13 protein-coding genes are annotated in these 15,507 nt (G+C 37.7%); 3 read left to right on the top strand and 10 right to left on the bottom strand.

The features are described from left to right. Positions 1-17: 17 nt before the first annotated feature. Entirely contained in the window at positions 18-887 is an 870-nt protein-coding gene (locus tag ABDJ41_RS02005; RefSeq protein WP_349784064.1) for a transglutaminase-like domain-containing protein, read from the top strand. 7 nt (positions 888-894) lie between these two features. Here the strand turns inward: ABDJ41_RS02005 and ABDJ41_RS02000 are convergent, their stop codons facing one another. From ABDJ41_RS02000 to ABDJ41_RS01990, 3 genes are all read right to left on the bottom strand, one after another. Then, positions 895-1,806, bottom strand: coding sequence for an alpha/beta hydrolase (locus ABDJ41_RS02000; protein WP_349784063.1), 912 nt, complete (start codon positions 1,804-1,806; stop codon positions 895-897). Further along, positions 1,807-2,881 (bottom strand): peptide chain release factor 2 gene (gene prfB / locus ABDJ41_RS01995; RefSeq protein WP_349784062.1). Its coding sequence is split into 2 segments (ribosomal slippage): positions 1,807-2,820 and positions 2,822-2,881, totalling 1,074 coding nucleotides; the frame shifts between segments, so codons are not numbered across the junction. It abuts the gene before it with no gap. An 89-nt stretch (positions 2,882-2,970) separates the two neighbouring features. Next, the gene (locus ABDJ41_RS01990) at positions 2,971-3,474 is read right to left on the bottom strand and encodes an alpha-amylase family protein (RefSeq protein ID WP_349784061.1); all 504 of its coding nucleotides are present in this window, start codon (positions 3,472-3,474) and stop codon (positions 2,971-2,973) included. Positions 3,475-3,536: 62 nt separating this feature from the next. On the opposite strand from ABDJ41_RS01990, the gene pgi reads away from it, so the two are divergent. After that, positions 3,537-5,183 (top strand): glucose-6-phosphate isomerase, encoded by a 1,647-nt coding sequence (gene pgi, locus ABDJ41_RS01985; RefSeq protein ID WP_349784060.1) that lies wholly within the window; start codon positions 3,537-3,539, stop codon positions 5,181-5,183. 165 nt (positions 5,184-5,348) lie between these two features. Next, positions 5,349-5,876, top strand: a complete 528-nt coding sequence (locus tag ABDJ41_RS01980; RefSeq protein WP_349784059.1) for a DUF4251 domain-containing protein — start codon at positions 5,349-5,351, stop codon at positions 5,874-5,876. 72 nt (positions 5,877-5,948) lie between these two features. On the opposite strand, the gene ABDJ41_RS01975 is transcribed toward ABDJ41_RS01980, so the two are convergent. From ABDJ41_RS01975 to secA, 7 genes are all read right to left on the bottom strand, one after another. Then, complete coding sequence (locus tag ABDJ41_RS01975; RefSeq protein WP_349784058.1) at positions 5,949-7,004, bottom strand: glutaminyl-peptide cyclotransferase; 1,056 nt, start codon at positions 7,002-7,004, stop codon at positions 5,949-5,951. Positions 7,005-7,020: 16 nt separating this feature from the next. Then, positions 7,021-7,383, bottom strand: a complete 363-nt coding sequence (locus tag ABDJ41_RS01970) for a YraN family protein (RefSeq protein ID WP_349784057.1) — start codon at positions 7,381-7,383, stop codon at positions 7,021-7,023. A gap of 2 nt (positions 7,384-7,385) precedes the next feature. Next, positions 7,386-9,374, bottom strand: a complete 1,989-nt coding sequence (gene dnaG, locus ABDJ41_RS01965) for a DNA primase (protein WP_349784056.1) — start codon at positions 9,372-9,374, stop codon at positions 7,386-7,388. Positions 9,375-9,441: 67 nt separating this feature from the next. Beyond that, the gene (locus ABDJ41_RS01960) at positions 9,442-10,374 is read right to left on the bottom strand and encodes a hypothetical protein (RefSeq protein ID WP_349784055.1); all 933 of its coding nucleotides are present in this window, start codon (positions 10,372-10,374) and stop codon (positions 9,442-9,444) included. Beyond that, complete coding sequence (locus ABDJ41_RS01955; RefSeq protein WP_349784054.1) at positions 10,374-11,558, bottom strand: M20 metallopeptidase family protein; 1,185 nt, start codon at positions 11,556-11,558, stop codon at positions 10,374-10,376. Before ABDJ41_RS01955 ends, ABDJ41_RS01960 begins: the two co-directional genes overlap by 1 nt. After that, positions 11,551-12,003 (bottom strand): SPOR domain-containing protein, encoded by a 453-nt coding sequence (locus tag ABDJ41_RS01950; RefSeq protein ID WP_349784053.1) that lies wholly within the window; start codon positions 12,001-12,003, stop codon positions 11,551-11,553. The genes ABDJ41_RS01955 and ABDJ41_RS01950 overlap by 8 nt, the downstream gene beginning before the upstream one ends. Before the next feature lie 66 nt (positions 12,004-12,069). Further along, positions 12,070-15,378 carry a preprotein translocase subunit SecA gene (gene secA / locus ABDJ41_RS01945; protein WP_349784052.1) on the bottom strand — a complete coding sequence of 1,103 codons (3,309 nt, stop codon included), beginning with the start codon at positions 15,376-15,378 and terminating at the stop codon, positions 12,070-12,072. Positions 15,379-15,507: the final 129 nt, after the last annotated feature.

The raw sequence follows: 15,507 nt of genomic DNA, 5'->3' as shown, positions 1-15,507 counted from the left end.
TCAAAGTTGCATGTTTAATGGAAAATAATAAAGAAATAAATGCATTGGTAAAACTTCTTGATGATCCAGATCTGGAAGTTTATGAGCACGTTGAGAAACGCTTGCTCGAATACGGAACGCAGGTTGTTGATTTCCTTGAAAACGAGTGGGAACATGCGCTTGATTCTTTACTACAAGAGCGCATAGAAAACATTGTACACAAAATCCAATTTAACAGCGTAAAGGAAGACCTTAATTTATGGTACCATAGCGGAGCATTTGATCTATTAAAAGGTGCCCTCGTTATTAACCGTTACCAATATCCAGACCTTGATGAACAAAAGCTGATCATTCAAATAGAAGACATCAAAAGAGAAATCTGGTTAGACCTGCAATATGAGATGAGTTCAATAGAAAAAATAAAGCTCATCAATCATGTATTTTATAATGTGTATGGTTTTAGCGGGAATACAAAGAACCACCACGACCCTCAAAATTCATATATCAGTCAGGTAATGGAAAGTAAAAAAGGGAATCAGATTTCCCTCGCTATTATTTACTCTACTCTTGCCCAAAAACTTGACATTCCAGTATACGGAGTAAATCTACCTCAACATTTTATACTTGGTTATATTGACGAGAGCAGAAAAGATGAGCATGAATTTGGGGTGCTGTTTTATATCAATGCTTTCAATAAGGGAGCGATCTTTGGAAAACACGATGTAGATCAGTTTTTACGTCAATTAAACCTCGATCCATTACCAGGTTTTTATGCCCCCTGCAGCAATGTAGAAATCATCAGAAGAATCATTAGAAACCTGATTTCTGCTTATGAAAACCTCGGCTCAACAGAAAAAGTTATTGAACTAAAGCAATTACAGGAAATCCTTAACAGTGATAACCTGTAAAAGTCTTTTATAAAAACTTATTGCCTTTCAACCATCCTTCAAGATTCAAAAACCAGTCTTCTGTAGTGGTCGGGTTTTTCATACCAAAACCATGACCTCCTGCCTGATAGATATGTAACTCTGCTTTCGCCTTTACCTTTACCATTGCCAGATTAAACATGATGCTATTTTCTACAGGAACAGCTTTATCGTCATTCGCATGCACCATAAAAGTTGGAGGAGTTTCTGCATTCACATATTTATCATTTGAAAAATATTGTAGCAGCTTCTCGTCAGCACCAACTAAATTCTTTGCAGAGCCGGCATGAGCCGACTCAGTAAATGAAATCACAGGATAAATCAGAATTGAAAAATCAGGGCGTAAACTTATTCCCTCTTTGTTCTCAATCTTGACATCATTATAATGAACAGTTAAACTCGAAGCCAGGTGCCCACCTGCTGAAAATCCCATCACTCCAATTTTGACCGGATCAATCTTCCATTTAGAAGCATTCTTTCTTATAATATATATAGCTTGTTCTACATCCTGAAGTGGTCCTATAGATCTATCTGTCATAATCGCATCACTTGGCAAGCGATATTTCAATACAAAAGCAGTCACACCTAATGCTGCGAATCTTTCTCCAACTTGATAACCCTCGTGCTCTATTGCCAACCCTGAGTAACCTCCACCAGGACAAATTATTACAGCTGTACCATTTGCCCGCCCCTTTACAGGCTCAAATAAAGTTAGTGTTGGTACTGATACTTTAGTTATGCCTGTTCTTCCCTCGCCACGTTTTGTTGTTATTTCCTGATAATCAGAAGGCGTTGATTTCGCCCCAGGGATGGCACCGGAATAAAGTGGCAATACCTGCTGTCCCATCAAACTATTTACCGATAACAATACTGTCATGAATAATATACTTACAAATTTCATTTAAAACTCCATTAAATAGGCCTTTAAAAAATCATTTAGTTCACCATCTAATACAGCCTGCGGATTAGATGATTGGAAGTTTGTCCTATGATCTTTAACCCTCCGGTCATCCAATACATAACTTCTTATCTGTGACCCCCACTCTATTTTCTTCTTGCTACCTTCTATCAATGCACTTGCTTCCATACGCTTACGCATTTCTAACTCATATAGCTGAGATTTTAACAGACGAATAGCATTTTCTTTATTTTGAAGTTGAGATCTTGATTCCTGGTTTTTAATGATGATACCAGATGGTTTATGATGTAAACGTACAGCCGTTTCTACCTTATTCACATTCTGTCCACCTGCGCCGCCAGAACGGAAAGTCTCAAATTCAATTTCAGAATCTTTCACTTCAATTTCTATAGTATCATCTACAAGAGGATAAACATATACTGAAGCAAAAGAAGTATGCCTGCGCGCATTTGAATCAAAAGGAGAAATCCTAACCAAACGATGCACTCCATTCTCACCTTTTAAGTATCCATAAGCGAATTCCCCGGAAAACTGCAATGTAACCGTCTTCACACCAGCAATCTCTCCTTCCAAATAATCCTGTTCGGTTACTTTATATCCATTCTTTTCGCCCCACATCAAATACATCCGCATCAACATGTAAGCCCAATCACAGCTTTCCGTACCACCAGCACCTGCTGTAATCTGCATAACTGCCGGAAGTTGATCTTCCTTACTGTTCAGCATATTTTTAAGTTCGAGATCTTCAATTGCTTTCAAACAAAGATCATACTGCTCCTGCATTTCTTCTTCAGAAGCATCTCCACTTTGTAAAAAATCAAAAAGCACTAATGTATCTTCAAGTAAGGTATTGGCCTTTTGCCAGGCATCTGTCCAGACTTTCTTCGAATTAATCTCTGCAATATGTTTTTCGGCCTTTTTAGGATCATCCCAAAAATTAGGCTGCAGGGTAAGTTCCTGCTCAATACGAATATCCTCTAGTCGGTTTTCGACGTCAAAGATACCTCCTCAGCGACGCTACTCTGTCCCTTAAATCCTGAATGTGTTCTTTAGTCATTTCACAAATATAGGATATAAAACAAAACAGGCTATATCCTTTCAATTCATTTTTTGATATAGCCTGTTTCTTGAAAATTTTGTAGTCGCCTAACTAAAAAGTCCTTTTAATTTATCTATTATTCCATCATCCTTACCATCTCCGTTTACATCCGTTTTTTCTGTAAACATCCTGGTCACATCAGAAAGATCAAACTTTCCATCAGGCCCCGAAACTTTAGCTATAACATCCTGAATATTAAAAGAACTATCATTTGGATCATTTGTTTTATTTACAAACTTTCCTACAATGGAAGGAATAACTGAAGCTGCTATATTTTTTGCTGCATCCATATTAATCCCCATTGCTGCCAGTTTGTCTGTGAAACCCGATGCCGCTTCCTGCGCTACTACACTTCCTTCAGCATTCCCACCCTTAAAAGCATCTAATAAATTACCCACATTCCCTGAAGACAATTGTTGTTTAAGGGCATCAACAATCGACCCGGAAGCCGCAGAAATAGCAGCTTCATTTTTTTCGTTCGGAATATCACTATTGTTTACAATAGCATCCTGAACATTTTCTTTTACCAACTGACTTAAATTTTCTAACATAGGTCTCTTTTTTAAACGTTTTACTATCTTGTATCGTTAAATAAATATAACATTTTTTAATTATGCTTCCTACTATAAATTTTACGGAAACCGCTGCGTATAAATACCTTGCAGATCATTTCATCGACATCAACAAGAAAAGTATAAAAGATCTTTTTACAGAAGATGAAGGTCGATTTGAAAAATTCTCCCTTTTATTTGAAGATATTCTGGTAGACTATTCAAAAAACAGAATAGATGACACTACAATTGCATTGCTAATTCAACTGGCTAGAGAGTGCAAACTTGATGAGGCAATTAAGGCAATGTTTAGTGGTGAAAAGATCAACCAGACTGAGGGTAGACAAGTACTCCACATTGCATTACGCAACCTGAGTAATGAAGAGATCCTGGTAGATGGAAAGAACGTTGTACCTGAAGTGAACAATGTACTTGACAAAATGGAGAAATTCAGTAACCAAATCATTTCAGGAAACTGGAAAGGTTATACTGGTAAAGCCATTACAGATGTAGTGAATATTGGTATCGGTGGTTCAGATCTAGGCCCGGTAATGGTTACAGAAGCATTAAAAGCTTATAAGAATCACCTTAATATGCATTTTGTTTCCAATATTGATGGAACACATATTGCTGAGACATTAAAATCAGTTGATCCTGAAACAACTTTGTTCCTGATTGCTTCAAAAACGTTTACAACACAAGAGACCATGACAAATGCGAATACTGCGCGCGACTGGTTCATTGAAAACGGAGGTTCTAAAGAGGATATCGCTAAACACTTTGCCGCCTTATCAACTAATGCAAAAGATGTTGCCGCTTTTGGAATTGATACCAACAACATGTTCGAGTTCTGGGATTGGGTAGGTGGTAGATATTCATTATGGAGCGCAATTGGATTGCCAATCGCTTTAAGCGTTGGCTATGATAATTTCAAACAATTATTAGCTGGTGCACATGCTGCTGATCAACATTTTGAAAATGCTGAGTTTGAAGTCAATGTACCTGTTATATTGGCTTTATTGGGCATTTGGTATATCAATTTCTTCGATGCAGAAACACAGGCAATCCTTCCTTACGATCAATACATGCACCGTTTTGCTGCTTATTTTCAACAAGGAGATATGGAAAGTAATGGTAAACATGTAGACCGCAATGGCAATGATGTTACTTATGAAACAGGCCCAATTATCTGGGGTGAACCAGGAACCAATGGACAGCATGCATTTTACCAGCTTATTCACCAGGGTACACGTATTATCCCTTGTGATTTTATAGCACCAGCACAGAGTTTAAATCCAATTGGCAATCACCACCCTATCCTCTTGTCAAACTTCTTCGCACAAACTGAAGCTCTGATGAATGGAAAAACAAAGGAGCAGGTTGTTGCTGAATTAAAAAAAGACGGTATGTCGGATGCTGAAATAGGAAAGCTAACCCCTTTTAAAGTATTTGAAGGGAACAGACCTACAAACTCTATTCTGCTGAAAAAGATTACTCCTTATAGCCTTGGAAACTTAATCGCCATCTACGAACATAAAATATTTGTTCAAGGTATCATCTGGAATATCTTCAGCTTTGATCAGTGGGGAGTAGAACTTGGTAAGCAGCTTGCTAAAAGCATATTACCGGAGCTTGATGGAGAAGCTGAGATAACTTCACATGATGGTTCTACCAATGGGCTGATCAATCAATATAAAAGCTGGAGATAAAGAGGTAAACAATTTTTATACGTTTAAACATCAGTAAATTAAACCTTTATCAAGGATTTTTGTTCTAATAAATAAATGACAAAAGAACCTGCATATTTTATGGAAAATAACATATGCAGGCATCTTAAAACTGTTAAACATTATATTAAACAAAAAAATATACAGATGAAAACAATAAGAAATATTTTCGCTTTTGCTGCATTGTTTATAGCTATGCAGGTGAATGCCCAAACAGACAAGGAAACTACAATTAAAATCATTGAGAACCAGAACTATGTATTTAATGCAAGTTCCGCAATGCCCATGGCAAATCATGACGTAAATAAAATACTGAGTAGAATGCCGGGGGGCACTGGAGCAGGAAATATTCAGCTTTCTGGAAGTCAATACCAAGTTGTTGTTACCAAAGATAGTATTGAAGCTTATTTACCTTACTATGGTAGAGCTTATACTGCAACAATGAACCCTGATGATTCAGGTATTAAATTCAAATCTAAAGATTTCACATATAAAGCTGACAAAAAGAAAAGAGGTTCATGGCAAATTGTTATGAAGTTTAAAGACACAAAAGCAGCGGAGTCTATGGTATTAAATGTTTCAGAAAATGGTTATGCTACCTTAAATGTAAACAGCAACAACAGACAGCCTATATCTTTTAACGGCTACATGAGCGAGCCTAAAGAAAAGAAGTAAGCTTATCTGACATTTAAAAAAAGCCAATTGCAGTTTGCAATTGGCTTTTTTAAATTTCTTAAAATATTTTATCTATTTCTTAGGCTGAACTTTCACTTCAAACATATGAGGCCACTTTTTACCTGTAACAAATAAACGTTTACCTGCCTTATCCCATGCAATTCCATTCAACACGTTATTTGCTTTCGCCTCCTCATCTTTAAAATAATCAACAGGAAGTAAGCCAGAAAAGTCAATTTGCTTTTCTACAATACCAGTCTTAGGATCAATAACCACAATATAGTTGTAGGTATAAACATTTGCATATATCTTCCCATCAATATATTCCAGCTCATTCAACGAATCTACAGGGCCATTATGATCATAAACAACTATCGAACTTTCTTCCTTATAAGTATCTTTATTAAGAAACCAGATTTTATTAGTTCCATCAGATTTAATCAACTGATTCCCATCAAAAGTAAGTCCCCAACCTTCCATACTTGCCTGATAAGGAAAAGTAGATATTTGCTTGAATGACTTAGCATCAAATACTAATCCTAAGCGATTTCTCCAAGTCAACATAACAACTTTGTCGCCTACTAAACTTGAACCCTCTCCAAAATACTGATCGTCCAGTTTAATCTGCTGTAATACTTTACCTGTGGTAACATCCACCCATCGTAAAGAAGAATGTTGTTCCTGCCCTGTACTTTCTAAAAAGCGACCATTATGGTATTCTAACCCTTGTGTATAGGCAGATGTATCGTGCGGGAATCTATTTACAATCTGATAACTGTATAGTTCAGGTTTTACAGAGGATTTAAGTTCAATGTTAATCGTAAGTGTGTCTTTTATTGAACCATTATTAACAATAGCCGTAATCAACTTATATCCCAATGAAAGACCTGCTGTATTTACAGAAATCTCATCAGCATTGTTTTTTTTACCTACTTCCTTACCATCAATTAGATAAGTAGCTTCAGTAATACTAGTTCCTTCAGGTACATCCAGTGTAATTTTTACTTCTTCACCCATACCAAACGCCTGCCCTTGTTCAGGCATTTTAAATGATATATTCGGTGCAGATGATTTCTCATTACAGGAAACAGTAAACAATAAACTAAACAATAAGCAAATTAGAGTCATTGCTTTAAAGGTATTTTTAACTTGGCCAAAATGCATCTTCAATATGATTAATTTTATAAAGGTGTTCATTTTCAAAAACAATTGCAATAATATCAAAACGAATCTCTCCCTGATGGTTTTTCATGTCGATATAAACTGAAGAAGCGAACTCTAGCTGACGCTCTTTTTTATAATTCACAAATTCTTCGGGCTGCCCATAATCAACAGAACTACGGGTCTTCACTTCTACAAAAACAATCGTCCCTCCCTGATCTGCAATCAGATCAATTTCAGCTCTTGCACACCTCCAGTTAGTATTAAGAATCTTGTAACCCAGGTTTGTCAGATAAGCTCCAGCTATCTCCTCTCCCCGTTTACCAAGATCATTGTGTGCCGCCATATCTATTTCAAAATAGTGATACCCAAATGTTTGGAAATCTCTCGCTCAACCCCTTTCATCGCCATGAACCTTTGCAGCAGAATTTCCATATTTACAGGATCTTGTTCTGTTTTTATCTCATTGGAGATGTCTGTTAATATCCCTGCTATCTTAGTTTTTTTTAAGTGAAACAGACCACCCAAAATAGTAGCTTTAAGATTTTCACTTTCATCCTTCACATAGATATCATGCTTTTTTTCCCAGTTCTCGCTTAAACTATAAGGCGAGGTAGAAAGTGTAATCGCAAGATCGGCAATATCTCTGTCCCGACTATTTATAAACTGACTTGCGACAGGTAAATGTCCGTTATTTATCTCCTCCCTGTAACTCTCAATGATACTGTTACAAAGCTTATCTTTAAATACAACATCCGTCAGGTTTTGTATAATGAACGATCCAATATACATATTATCGATTTTGTCCCAATTCACCAACTCGTGTCCAAATGCGAGCAATAACCTCACGATTTCACGCTCCTGTATCTGATCATTATTAGCTGGCTCTGCAGGTTCAGACGGCTCATACGGTCCCCCGGGATTTTCAAAAAGATTATCAGGTGGCCCATCCTCGTAAGGTTGATAATTGTTCTGATGCTGCTGAAAAGATTTCGTCTGTGGGCTGGGAGAATTTGCTGAAGCTTTTTTAAATTTAGCAACCTTGATTTTATTGAGTTCAGAAAGCAATGTTCTCTCTTCGACCTGCAACAGGGTACTACATTCTCTTACAAAAACAGCAGCTTTAATCTCATCTGGTATTTTAGCAATACTCTCAATGATATCCCTGATCACACCTGCTCTTTTAATAGGATCTGTACCAGCTTCTTTAAGCAACATAGTAGCCTTATACAGGATAAAGTCTTCCCGATTGTTTTCTATATGCTTTTTAAATGCCCCAGACCCAACATGGTGCATATAAGAATCAGGATCGTGTCCGTCCGGGAAAAGAACGACCTTAACATTAAGGCCTTCTTCCAGTATCATATCTAATCCACGCAAGGAGGCTTTTATTCCTGCAGCATCACCATCATAAAGAATGGTTACATTCTGTGTGAACCTACCAATCAGTCTGATCTGTTCTGTAGTTAATGAAGTACCAGATGAGGCCACCACATTTTCAATATCCGCCTGATGAACGGCAAGAACATCCGCATAACCTTCAACTAAATAACAGTTATCAAATTCCCGAATAGCCTTTTTAGCATGATACAAGCCGTAAAGGACGTTCGACTTATGATAAATATCACTCTCCGGTGAGTTAACGTATTTAGGAACGTTTTTATCCGTTTTTAAAGTACGCCCGCCAAATCCTATTACCCTACCTGTAAAGTTGTGAATAGGGAACAAAACCCTACCTCTAAACCTATCGTAAAGCTTCCCTTTATCATTCCGGATGGCAAGGCCTGTTTTTTCAAGATATTCTTCCTTATGACCTGCAGCAACGGCGTTCTGGATTAAAGAATCCCAATTATCCGGCGAATAACCTATCTGAAATTTCTTTAAGATATCTTCTCTGAAACCACGCTCCTTGAAATAACTTAATCCAATTGCACGGCCATCATTTCCAGTCCATAATTCATTAGCAAAATAGCCTGCAGCATACTCTGAAACAATATATAAACTTTCACGTGCATTCTGGGCTTCAATATTTTGTGGAGACTGTACAGTCTCTTCTACTTCAATATTATACTTATTCGCCAGGTATTTAAGCGCTTCAGGATAAGAATACTTCTCATGATCCATGATAAAATGGACCGAATCTCCCCCTTTACCACAACCAAAGCATTTGTAGATCCCCTTGGTTACTGAAACGTTAAAAGAAGGTGTTTTTTCATTGTGGAACGGGCAATTACCGATTAAACTGGAACCACGCTTTTTTAGCGCAACAAAATCACCAACAACCTCCTCAATACGAGCAGTGTCCATAATTTTGGTAATGGTATCCTGATTTATCATATTCTTAGCCTATTCTTTAATCTTTATTCTTTCATCCGTAAAGTTAAGAAAATTCCACTGCAGGAAGCTACTTCTCTAAGCGGTAATCCTTTTGCAGTACCAATACGCTGGCACGTTCTGGCTTCTTTAATGGCACATTCCAATTCCCTTGGTAACTAACTTTTACCGGGAGTTTTTCTTCGCCAAAATACTGCATCTCAATATTCATCTGTACATTAAAGTCAAACAACATATTACTGTACTTCATATCCACATATCTGCCCAAAATCTCAAAACTTCGTTTATCAAAAATTGTGGTCAGCTCTTTAATCATCAATCCGTCTTTCGTCCCCTTACTTAGATCTGGTTTTACCGTAACTTTAAAGCGATAAACAGGAATAGAATCCAGATAGGTAGCACTATAAAAGTTGTAATCGTAATACTGGCGCATATTCGCCGTAAAAATTGCCGTCTTATCTCCTATAAATGGCAATCCTTTAACCGGCCGGCCGGGAGAAAATATTAAAGTCTTCAGCTTCTCCTTATAACCGGCATTTGCACTCTCAGCCCTCCCCATTCCAGATCCGGATGTATAAGCCGATTCATAAGCATTCATAAAGATATAGTCGAACATTTCTACAGTATACAATTCATATTTTCCGTTTTTCTTAAAAACGTGACCAGTATCTTGTTTAGAAAGATAAGTTACCCATGGTGCTTTTGAATTTCTTCTGATTTTACGATACAGCTTTCCATTCACCTTATTCTTTTTATCATAGGTAAAAATGTTATTTTCAGCTGTAAATGCGTATTTCTTCATGTTTCGGAACGACTGATAAAAACTGGTATCTGTAGTTACCGCACGAATAAAAGTTTCAGCACTTAAGCGTTCTGCAGTAATATTTACTGCAGAATCTAATTGAATAGTTTGTATCGTATCAGGATTAAAGCGAGGAACATCCTGGCCAAAACCATCAATACAAAACAGTAAAAATGCAATAAGAAAAGGTGTTTTCCTCATTAATTTCCCAACTGTTTAACCGCCATATAAGCCATTAAACCGGTCGAGACTCTCAATGCATCCTCATCAATATCGAAATTTGGTGTATGTACTGAATAGCAGGTATCTTTCTCCTTACTTCCTGTACCTAATCTATAAAAACAAGCGTCAGTAATCTGAGAATAATAAGCAAAATCTTCCGCAGCCATCCAGATATCCAGATCAATAACATGCTCTTTACCAAGATACTCTTCAGCAACTGCACGTGCATTAGCCGTAACTTTCTCCTCATTAATCAAATAAGGATAACCATCCATAATGTTAAATTCACAGCTTCCACCCATACTCTCTGCAATACCTTCTGCCATCTTCTTCATCAGTCGTTTAGCTTCTTTACGCCATTCTTCATTGAGTGTTCTGAAGGTACCTTCCAGTTTCACCTCATTAGGAATAATATTAGTTGCACCATTGGCAATCACCTTTCCAAATGAAAGAACCGAAGGCAGGCGAGGATCGGCATTTCTACTTACAATCTGTTGCAAAGCCACAATGATATGCGAAGTAATTAGCACTGGATCTATATTCTGATGTGGCTGAGCACCATGTCCACCCTTACCACGCACTGTTACATAAATTTCATCTGTTGAAGCCATATAAATACCAGAACGGAAACCCACTTTACCGGCATCAATTAGCGGCATTACATGTTGCCCTAAGATGTGCTGAGGTTTCGGATTCTCTAATACTCCTTCTTTGATCATTATGCTTGCCCCACCTGGTAAAATCTCTTCACCCGGCTGAAATATTAGTTTTACTGTACCACCAAATTCCGCTTTCAAAGTATTCAAGATATAGGCAGTACCTAACAATGAAGAGCTATGTACATCATGACCGCAGGCATGCATCACCCCTGGATTTTTAGATGCATAAGGCTTATCATTTGCTTCCAGAATTGGCAATGCATCCATATCTGCACGCAAAGCAATTATATTGTCCGAAGGTAAATCACCCTTAATTAAACCGACAACACCGGTATTGGCCATTTCAGTAAATGGAATTCCCCATTCTGTTAAAATCCCTTTAATAAAAGCCGAGGTCTGAAACTCTTTAAAAGATAGTTCCGGATTAGCATGCAAGTGCTGGCGAAAGCCTACAACCTGTTCAAATATATTACCTGAAAGTGCCTGAATCTTGTCTTTAATCATTGTTATAGTTTAAGTTAGGTGCATTAATTTTTTCCCTGAAAATAAACAAAGTAGGGAAGATTCCTCTTAGTTCATTCATAAAACGCTGAGCTTCCAGCCGCGTTCTAAAATCACCAACCCGTAAATAGTAATTGGGTTGTTTATAGGTGATATAAGTATTTAATTCAGGATAGCTGTTATTGAATTTACTTTGCTCATTAAAAACCTCACGTCTGTCAGATCCATAAAAAATCTGTACCCTGTAGCCCATTTGAGATACAATTGTTGTTCCGGGTTTACCCGTACTTACTGCTACAGGAGCTGTAGTCTGTCTCCGGTTCAATTCAATACGTTTGGCAATTAGACTGTCTATTAAAGGATCTTTTACCACAGACACTGTCCCTTTATTCTGGGCAACAGCAGCAGCAGACAAACAACACAATAAAACAGTTAATATTTTCTTCATCAAGGGGATTAAAAAAAGAATGCCGAATCTTTTACAAAACTCGGCATTCTATATGTTTATTACAAATTACAATCCTGCTCCGTGACAGTTTTTGAATTTTTTTCCACTTCCACACGGACATGGCTCATTTCTGCCAACAGTTACTTCTTTACGAATTGGCTGTTGAGGGGCAAGTTCACGGGTATCTTCCATCCCATCGGCACCGCCTGTTGGTTGTCCGAACTCTGGTTTAGACATAGTTAATCTGCTTGATGCTGGCCTTGGAGCCTGTGCCTCACGTACATCGTTAGGATCTGTTTGTATTGGAATACCACCTTTATATAAGAAGCTTACGACCTCTTTGTTCACTGCATTAAGCATATTTTTGAACAAATTGAATGCTTCCATTTTATAGATAATCAATGGATCTTTCTGCTCATAAACTGCATTTTGTACCGATTGTTTCAGTTCATCCATTTCACGTAAGTGCTCTTTCCAGGACTCATCGATCAATGCAAGTACAATTGTCTTTTCAAATGATTTAGTGATTTCACGTCCACCATTATCTATTGCTTTTTTAAGGCCAACAGGAACCTGTATACTGCGTAACCCATCAGTAAACGGAACAACAATCTGCTCAATCTGCTCTCCACGTTCTTCAAATACCTGGTTCAATACTGGCATTGCCTGAGCAATGATCGCATCAGATTTCCTTGTATAGAAAGAAGAAACTTCTTCAAACAATTTATCAGTTAAATGATGAACACCTTTTGATAAAAATTCATTCTCATCAATTGAAGTATCAGCAGAGAAGTTTTTAATTACTTCCAGCTTAAAGCCTTCGTAATTACCTTCCTCTTTATATTCGCTCACAATGTCTTCTGCTACATCAAAAGCCATATTGCTCATGTCTACATCCAAACGATCCCCAAACAAGGCGTTTCTACGCTTAGCATAGATTACAGAACGTTGTGAGTTCATTACATCATCATATTCAAGCAAACGCTTACGAATACCAAAGTTATTCTCCTCTACTTTCTTCTGCGCACGCTCAATAGATTTGGTAATCATCGAATGCTGAATTACCTCACCATCTTCAATACCCATTTTAACCATGATGTTAGAGATTCTTTCAGAACCAAACAACCTCATTAAGTTATCTTCAAGGGATACGAAGAACTGAGACGAACCCGGATCACCCTGACGACCAGCACGACCACGTAATTGCCTGTCAACACGACGAGACTCATGACGTTCTGTACCAACAATCGCTAAACCTCCAGCGTCTTTAACCCCTGGGCCTAATTTAATATCGGTACCACGACCAGCCATGTTGGTAGCGATGGTAACTTGTCCAGCCTGACCAGCTTCGGCAACAATATCTGCCTCTTTCTGGTGCATCTTCGCGTTTAATACGTTGTGTTTGATTCCACGAAGTTTAAGCATTCTGCTCAGCAATTCCGAAATCTCAACAGAAGTTGTACCTACCAATACCGGGCGACCTGCCTCAGTTAGTTTTACAATTTCTTCTGCTACAGCATTATATTTTTCACGTACCGTACGGTAAACGTAATCCTGATGATCTTTTCTTGAAATAACTCTGTTCGTAGGTATTTCCACTACATCCAGTTTATAGATTGACCAGAATTCACCTGCTTCAGTTGTAGCAGTACCCGTCATACCACAAAGTTTGTGGTACATTCTAAAGAAGTTCTGCAAAGTTACCGTTGCATATGTCTGCGAGGCATCCTCAACTTTCACATTCTCTTTCGCCTCAATTGCCTGGTGTAAACCATCTGAATAACGACGGCCATCCATAATACGACCCGTCTGCTCATCAACAATCTTGATCTTTCCTTCATCAACGATGTATTCTACATCAATCTCAAATAAGGTATAAGCTTTCAACAACTGATTCACAGAGTGAATACGCTCAGCCTTGATCGAATAATCACGCATTAAAGCATCTTTCTGAGCAATTTTTTCTTCGCTGCTTAATGATGATTTTTCAATATCAGCAATCTCAGTACCTACATCAGGTAATACAAAGAAATGAGGATCTTCACCAGATTTGGTGATCAGCTCAATACCTTTTTCAGTAAGCTCCACCTGATTGTTTTTCTCGTCAATATAGAAAAACAGTTCAGCATCTACTTTAGGCATATTCTTCGACTGATCTGCCATATAATGGTTTTCAGTTTTCAATAGGGTTTGTTTAACACTACCCTCACTTAAAAACTTAATCAATGCTTTATTTTTAGGTAAACCACGGTGTGCACGTAATAATGCTAAACCACCTTCACCCTCTTCAGTCCCGGCTTTACCGTCATTAATTAATTTCTTAGCTTCATTTAAAGACTTCGTTACAAATTCTCTTTGTGCAGCTACCAAACGTTCAATCCTTGGTTTTAATTCATGAAACTCATGCTGATCTCCAAAAGGTACAGGCCCTGAAATGATTAAAGGTGTACGTGCATCATCAATTAAAACTGAATCGACCTCATCCACCATAGCAAAGTGCAATTTACGTTGTACCAGTTGGTCAGGAGTTTGCGACATGTTGTCACGCAGATAATCAAAACCAAACTCATTGTTTGTACCGTAGGTAATGTCGGCCAGATAAGCATTTCTACGCTCTTGCGAGTTAGGCTCATGCTTATCGATACAGTCAACAGAAAGGCCATGGAACTCAAATAGAGGGCCATTCCATTCAGAGTCACGACGAGCAAGATAATCGTTCACTGTTACAATGTGCACACCTTGTCCAGACAAAGCATTCAGATAAGCAGGCAATGTACTTACTAAAGTTTTACCCTCACCAGTTGCCATCTCAGCAATTTTACCACTGTGCAATACCATACCACCGATCAACTGTACATCATAATGTACCATGTTCCAGTTTACGTCTACACCTGCAGCCTCCCATTTATTCGCCCAAAGTGCTTTATCACCTTGTATTACAACATTCTTTTTGCGCGCAGCATAGTCGCGGTCAAATTGCATTGCAGTAACTTCTAATGTTTCATTCTCAGAAAAACGTCTTGACGTCTCCTTAACCACAGCAAAAGCTTCTGGTAATATCTGTTGTAATACAACTTCAAGTTCTTTATCACGATCTTTAATCAATGCATCGATCTGATCATAAATCGCTGTTTTTTCAGGTAATGACAACTCATTGCCTTCTGCATCTGCTTTTAACCCTGCAATTTTACCATCAATATCAGCTAATGCTTTAGCAATAACATCCTTAAAATATATTGTTTTATTACGCAATTCGTCATTACTTAATGACGATAACTTAGCATATTCTTCATTTATTTTGATAACTATAGGCTGCAATGCCTTTATATCTCTTTCTGATTTGCTTCCAAATATCTTGGTTAAAAATCCTAACATATTGTGTTTTGTGTTTGTTTTCTTAAATTGATCAATTTACAACAACCAAGCCATGTAGCGCTATAAGCCACAATGTCAGTCGCAAGGTGCTAAAAGTATAAAATATCCAATACTTCAGGATTTAGCGTA

Source organism: Pedobacter sp. ASV1-7 (assembly GCF_040203335.1).
Lineage (GTDB): Bacteria > Bacteroidota > Bacteroidia > Sphingobacteriales > Sphingobacteriaceae > Pedobacter.
Note: the sequence above shows the minus strand (reverse complement) of the source record. Positions and strands in the feature narration are given on the sequence as shown.

Bases quoted from the DNA above. Each gene is read 5' to 3' on its own strand.
- ABDJ41_RS01950 (WP_349784053.1), bottom strand. From the start codon at position 12,003: ATGAAGAAAATATTAACTGTTTTATTGTGTTGTTTGTCTGCTGCTGCT.
- ABDJ41_RS01990 (WP_349784061.1), bottom strand. From the start codon at position 3,474: ATGTTAGAAAATTTAAGTCAGTTGGTAAAAGAAAATGTTCAGGATGCT.
- ABDJ41_RS01980 (WP_349784059.1), top strand. From the start codon at position 5,349: ATGAAAACAATAAGAAATATTTTCGCTTTTGCTGCATTGTTTATAGCT.
- ABDJ41_RS02005 (WP_349784064.1), top strand. From the start codon at position 18: ATGGAAAATAATAAAGAAATAAATGCATTGGTAAAACTTCTTGATGAT.
- secA (WP_349784052.1), bottom strand. From the start codon at position 15,378: ATGTTAGGATTTTTAACCAAGATATTTGGAAGCAAATCAGAAAGAGAT.
- ABDJ41_RS01960 (WP_349784055.1), bottom strand. From the start codon at position 10,374: ATGAGGAAAACACCTTTTCTTATTGCATTTTTACTGTTTTGTATTGAT.
- ABDJ41_RS01975 (WP_349784058.1), bottom strand. From the start codon at position 7,004: ATGACTCTAATTTGCTTATTGTTTAGTTTATTGTTTACTGTTTCCTGT.
- ABDJ41_RS02000 (WP_349784063.1), bottom strand. From the start codon at position 1,806: ATGAAATTTGTAAGTATATTATTCATGACAGTATTGTTATCGGTAAAT.
- pgi (WP_349784060.1), top strand. From the start codon at position 3,537: ATGCTTCCTACTATAAATTTTACGGAAACCGCTGCGTATAAATACCTT.
- dnaG (WP_349784056.1), bottom strand. From the start codon at position 9,374: ATGATAAATCAGGATACCATTACCAAAATTATGGACACTGCTCGTATT.
- ABDJ41_RS01955 (WP_349784054.1), bottom strand. From the start codon at position 11,558: ATGATTAAAGACAAGATTCAGGCACTTTCAGGTAATATATTTGAACAG.
- ABDJ41_RS01970 (WP_349784057.1), bottom strand. From the start codon at position 7,383: ATGGCGGCACACAATGATCTTGGTAAACGGGGAGAGGAGATAGCTGGA.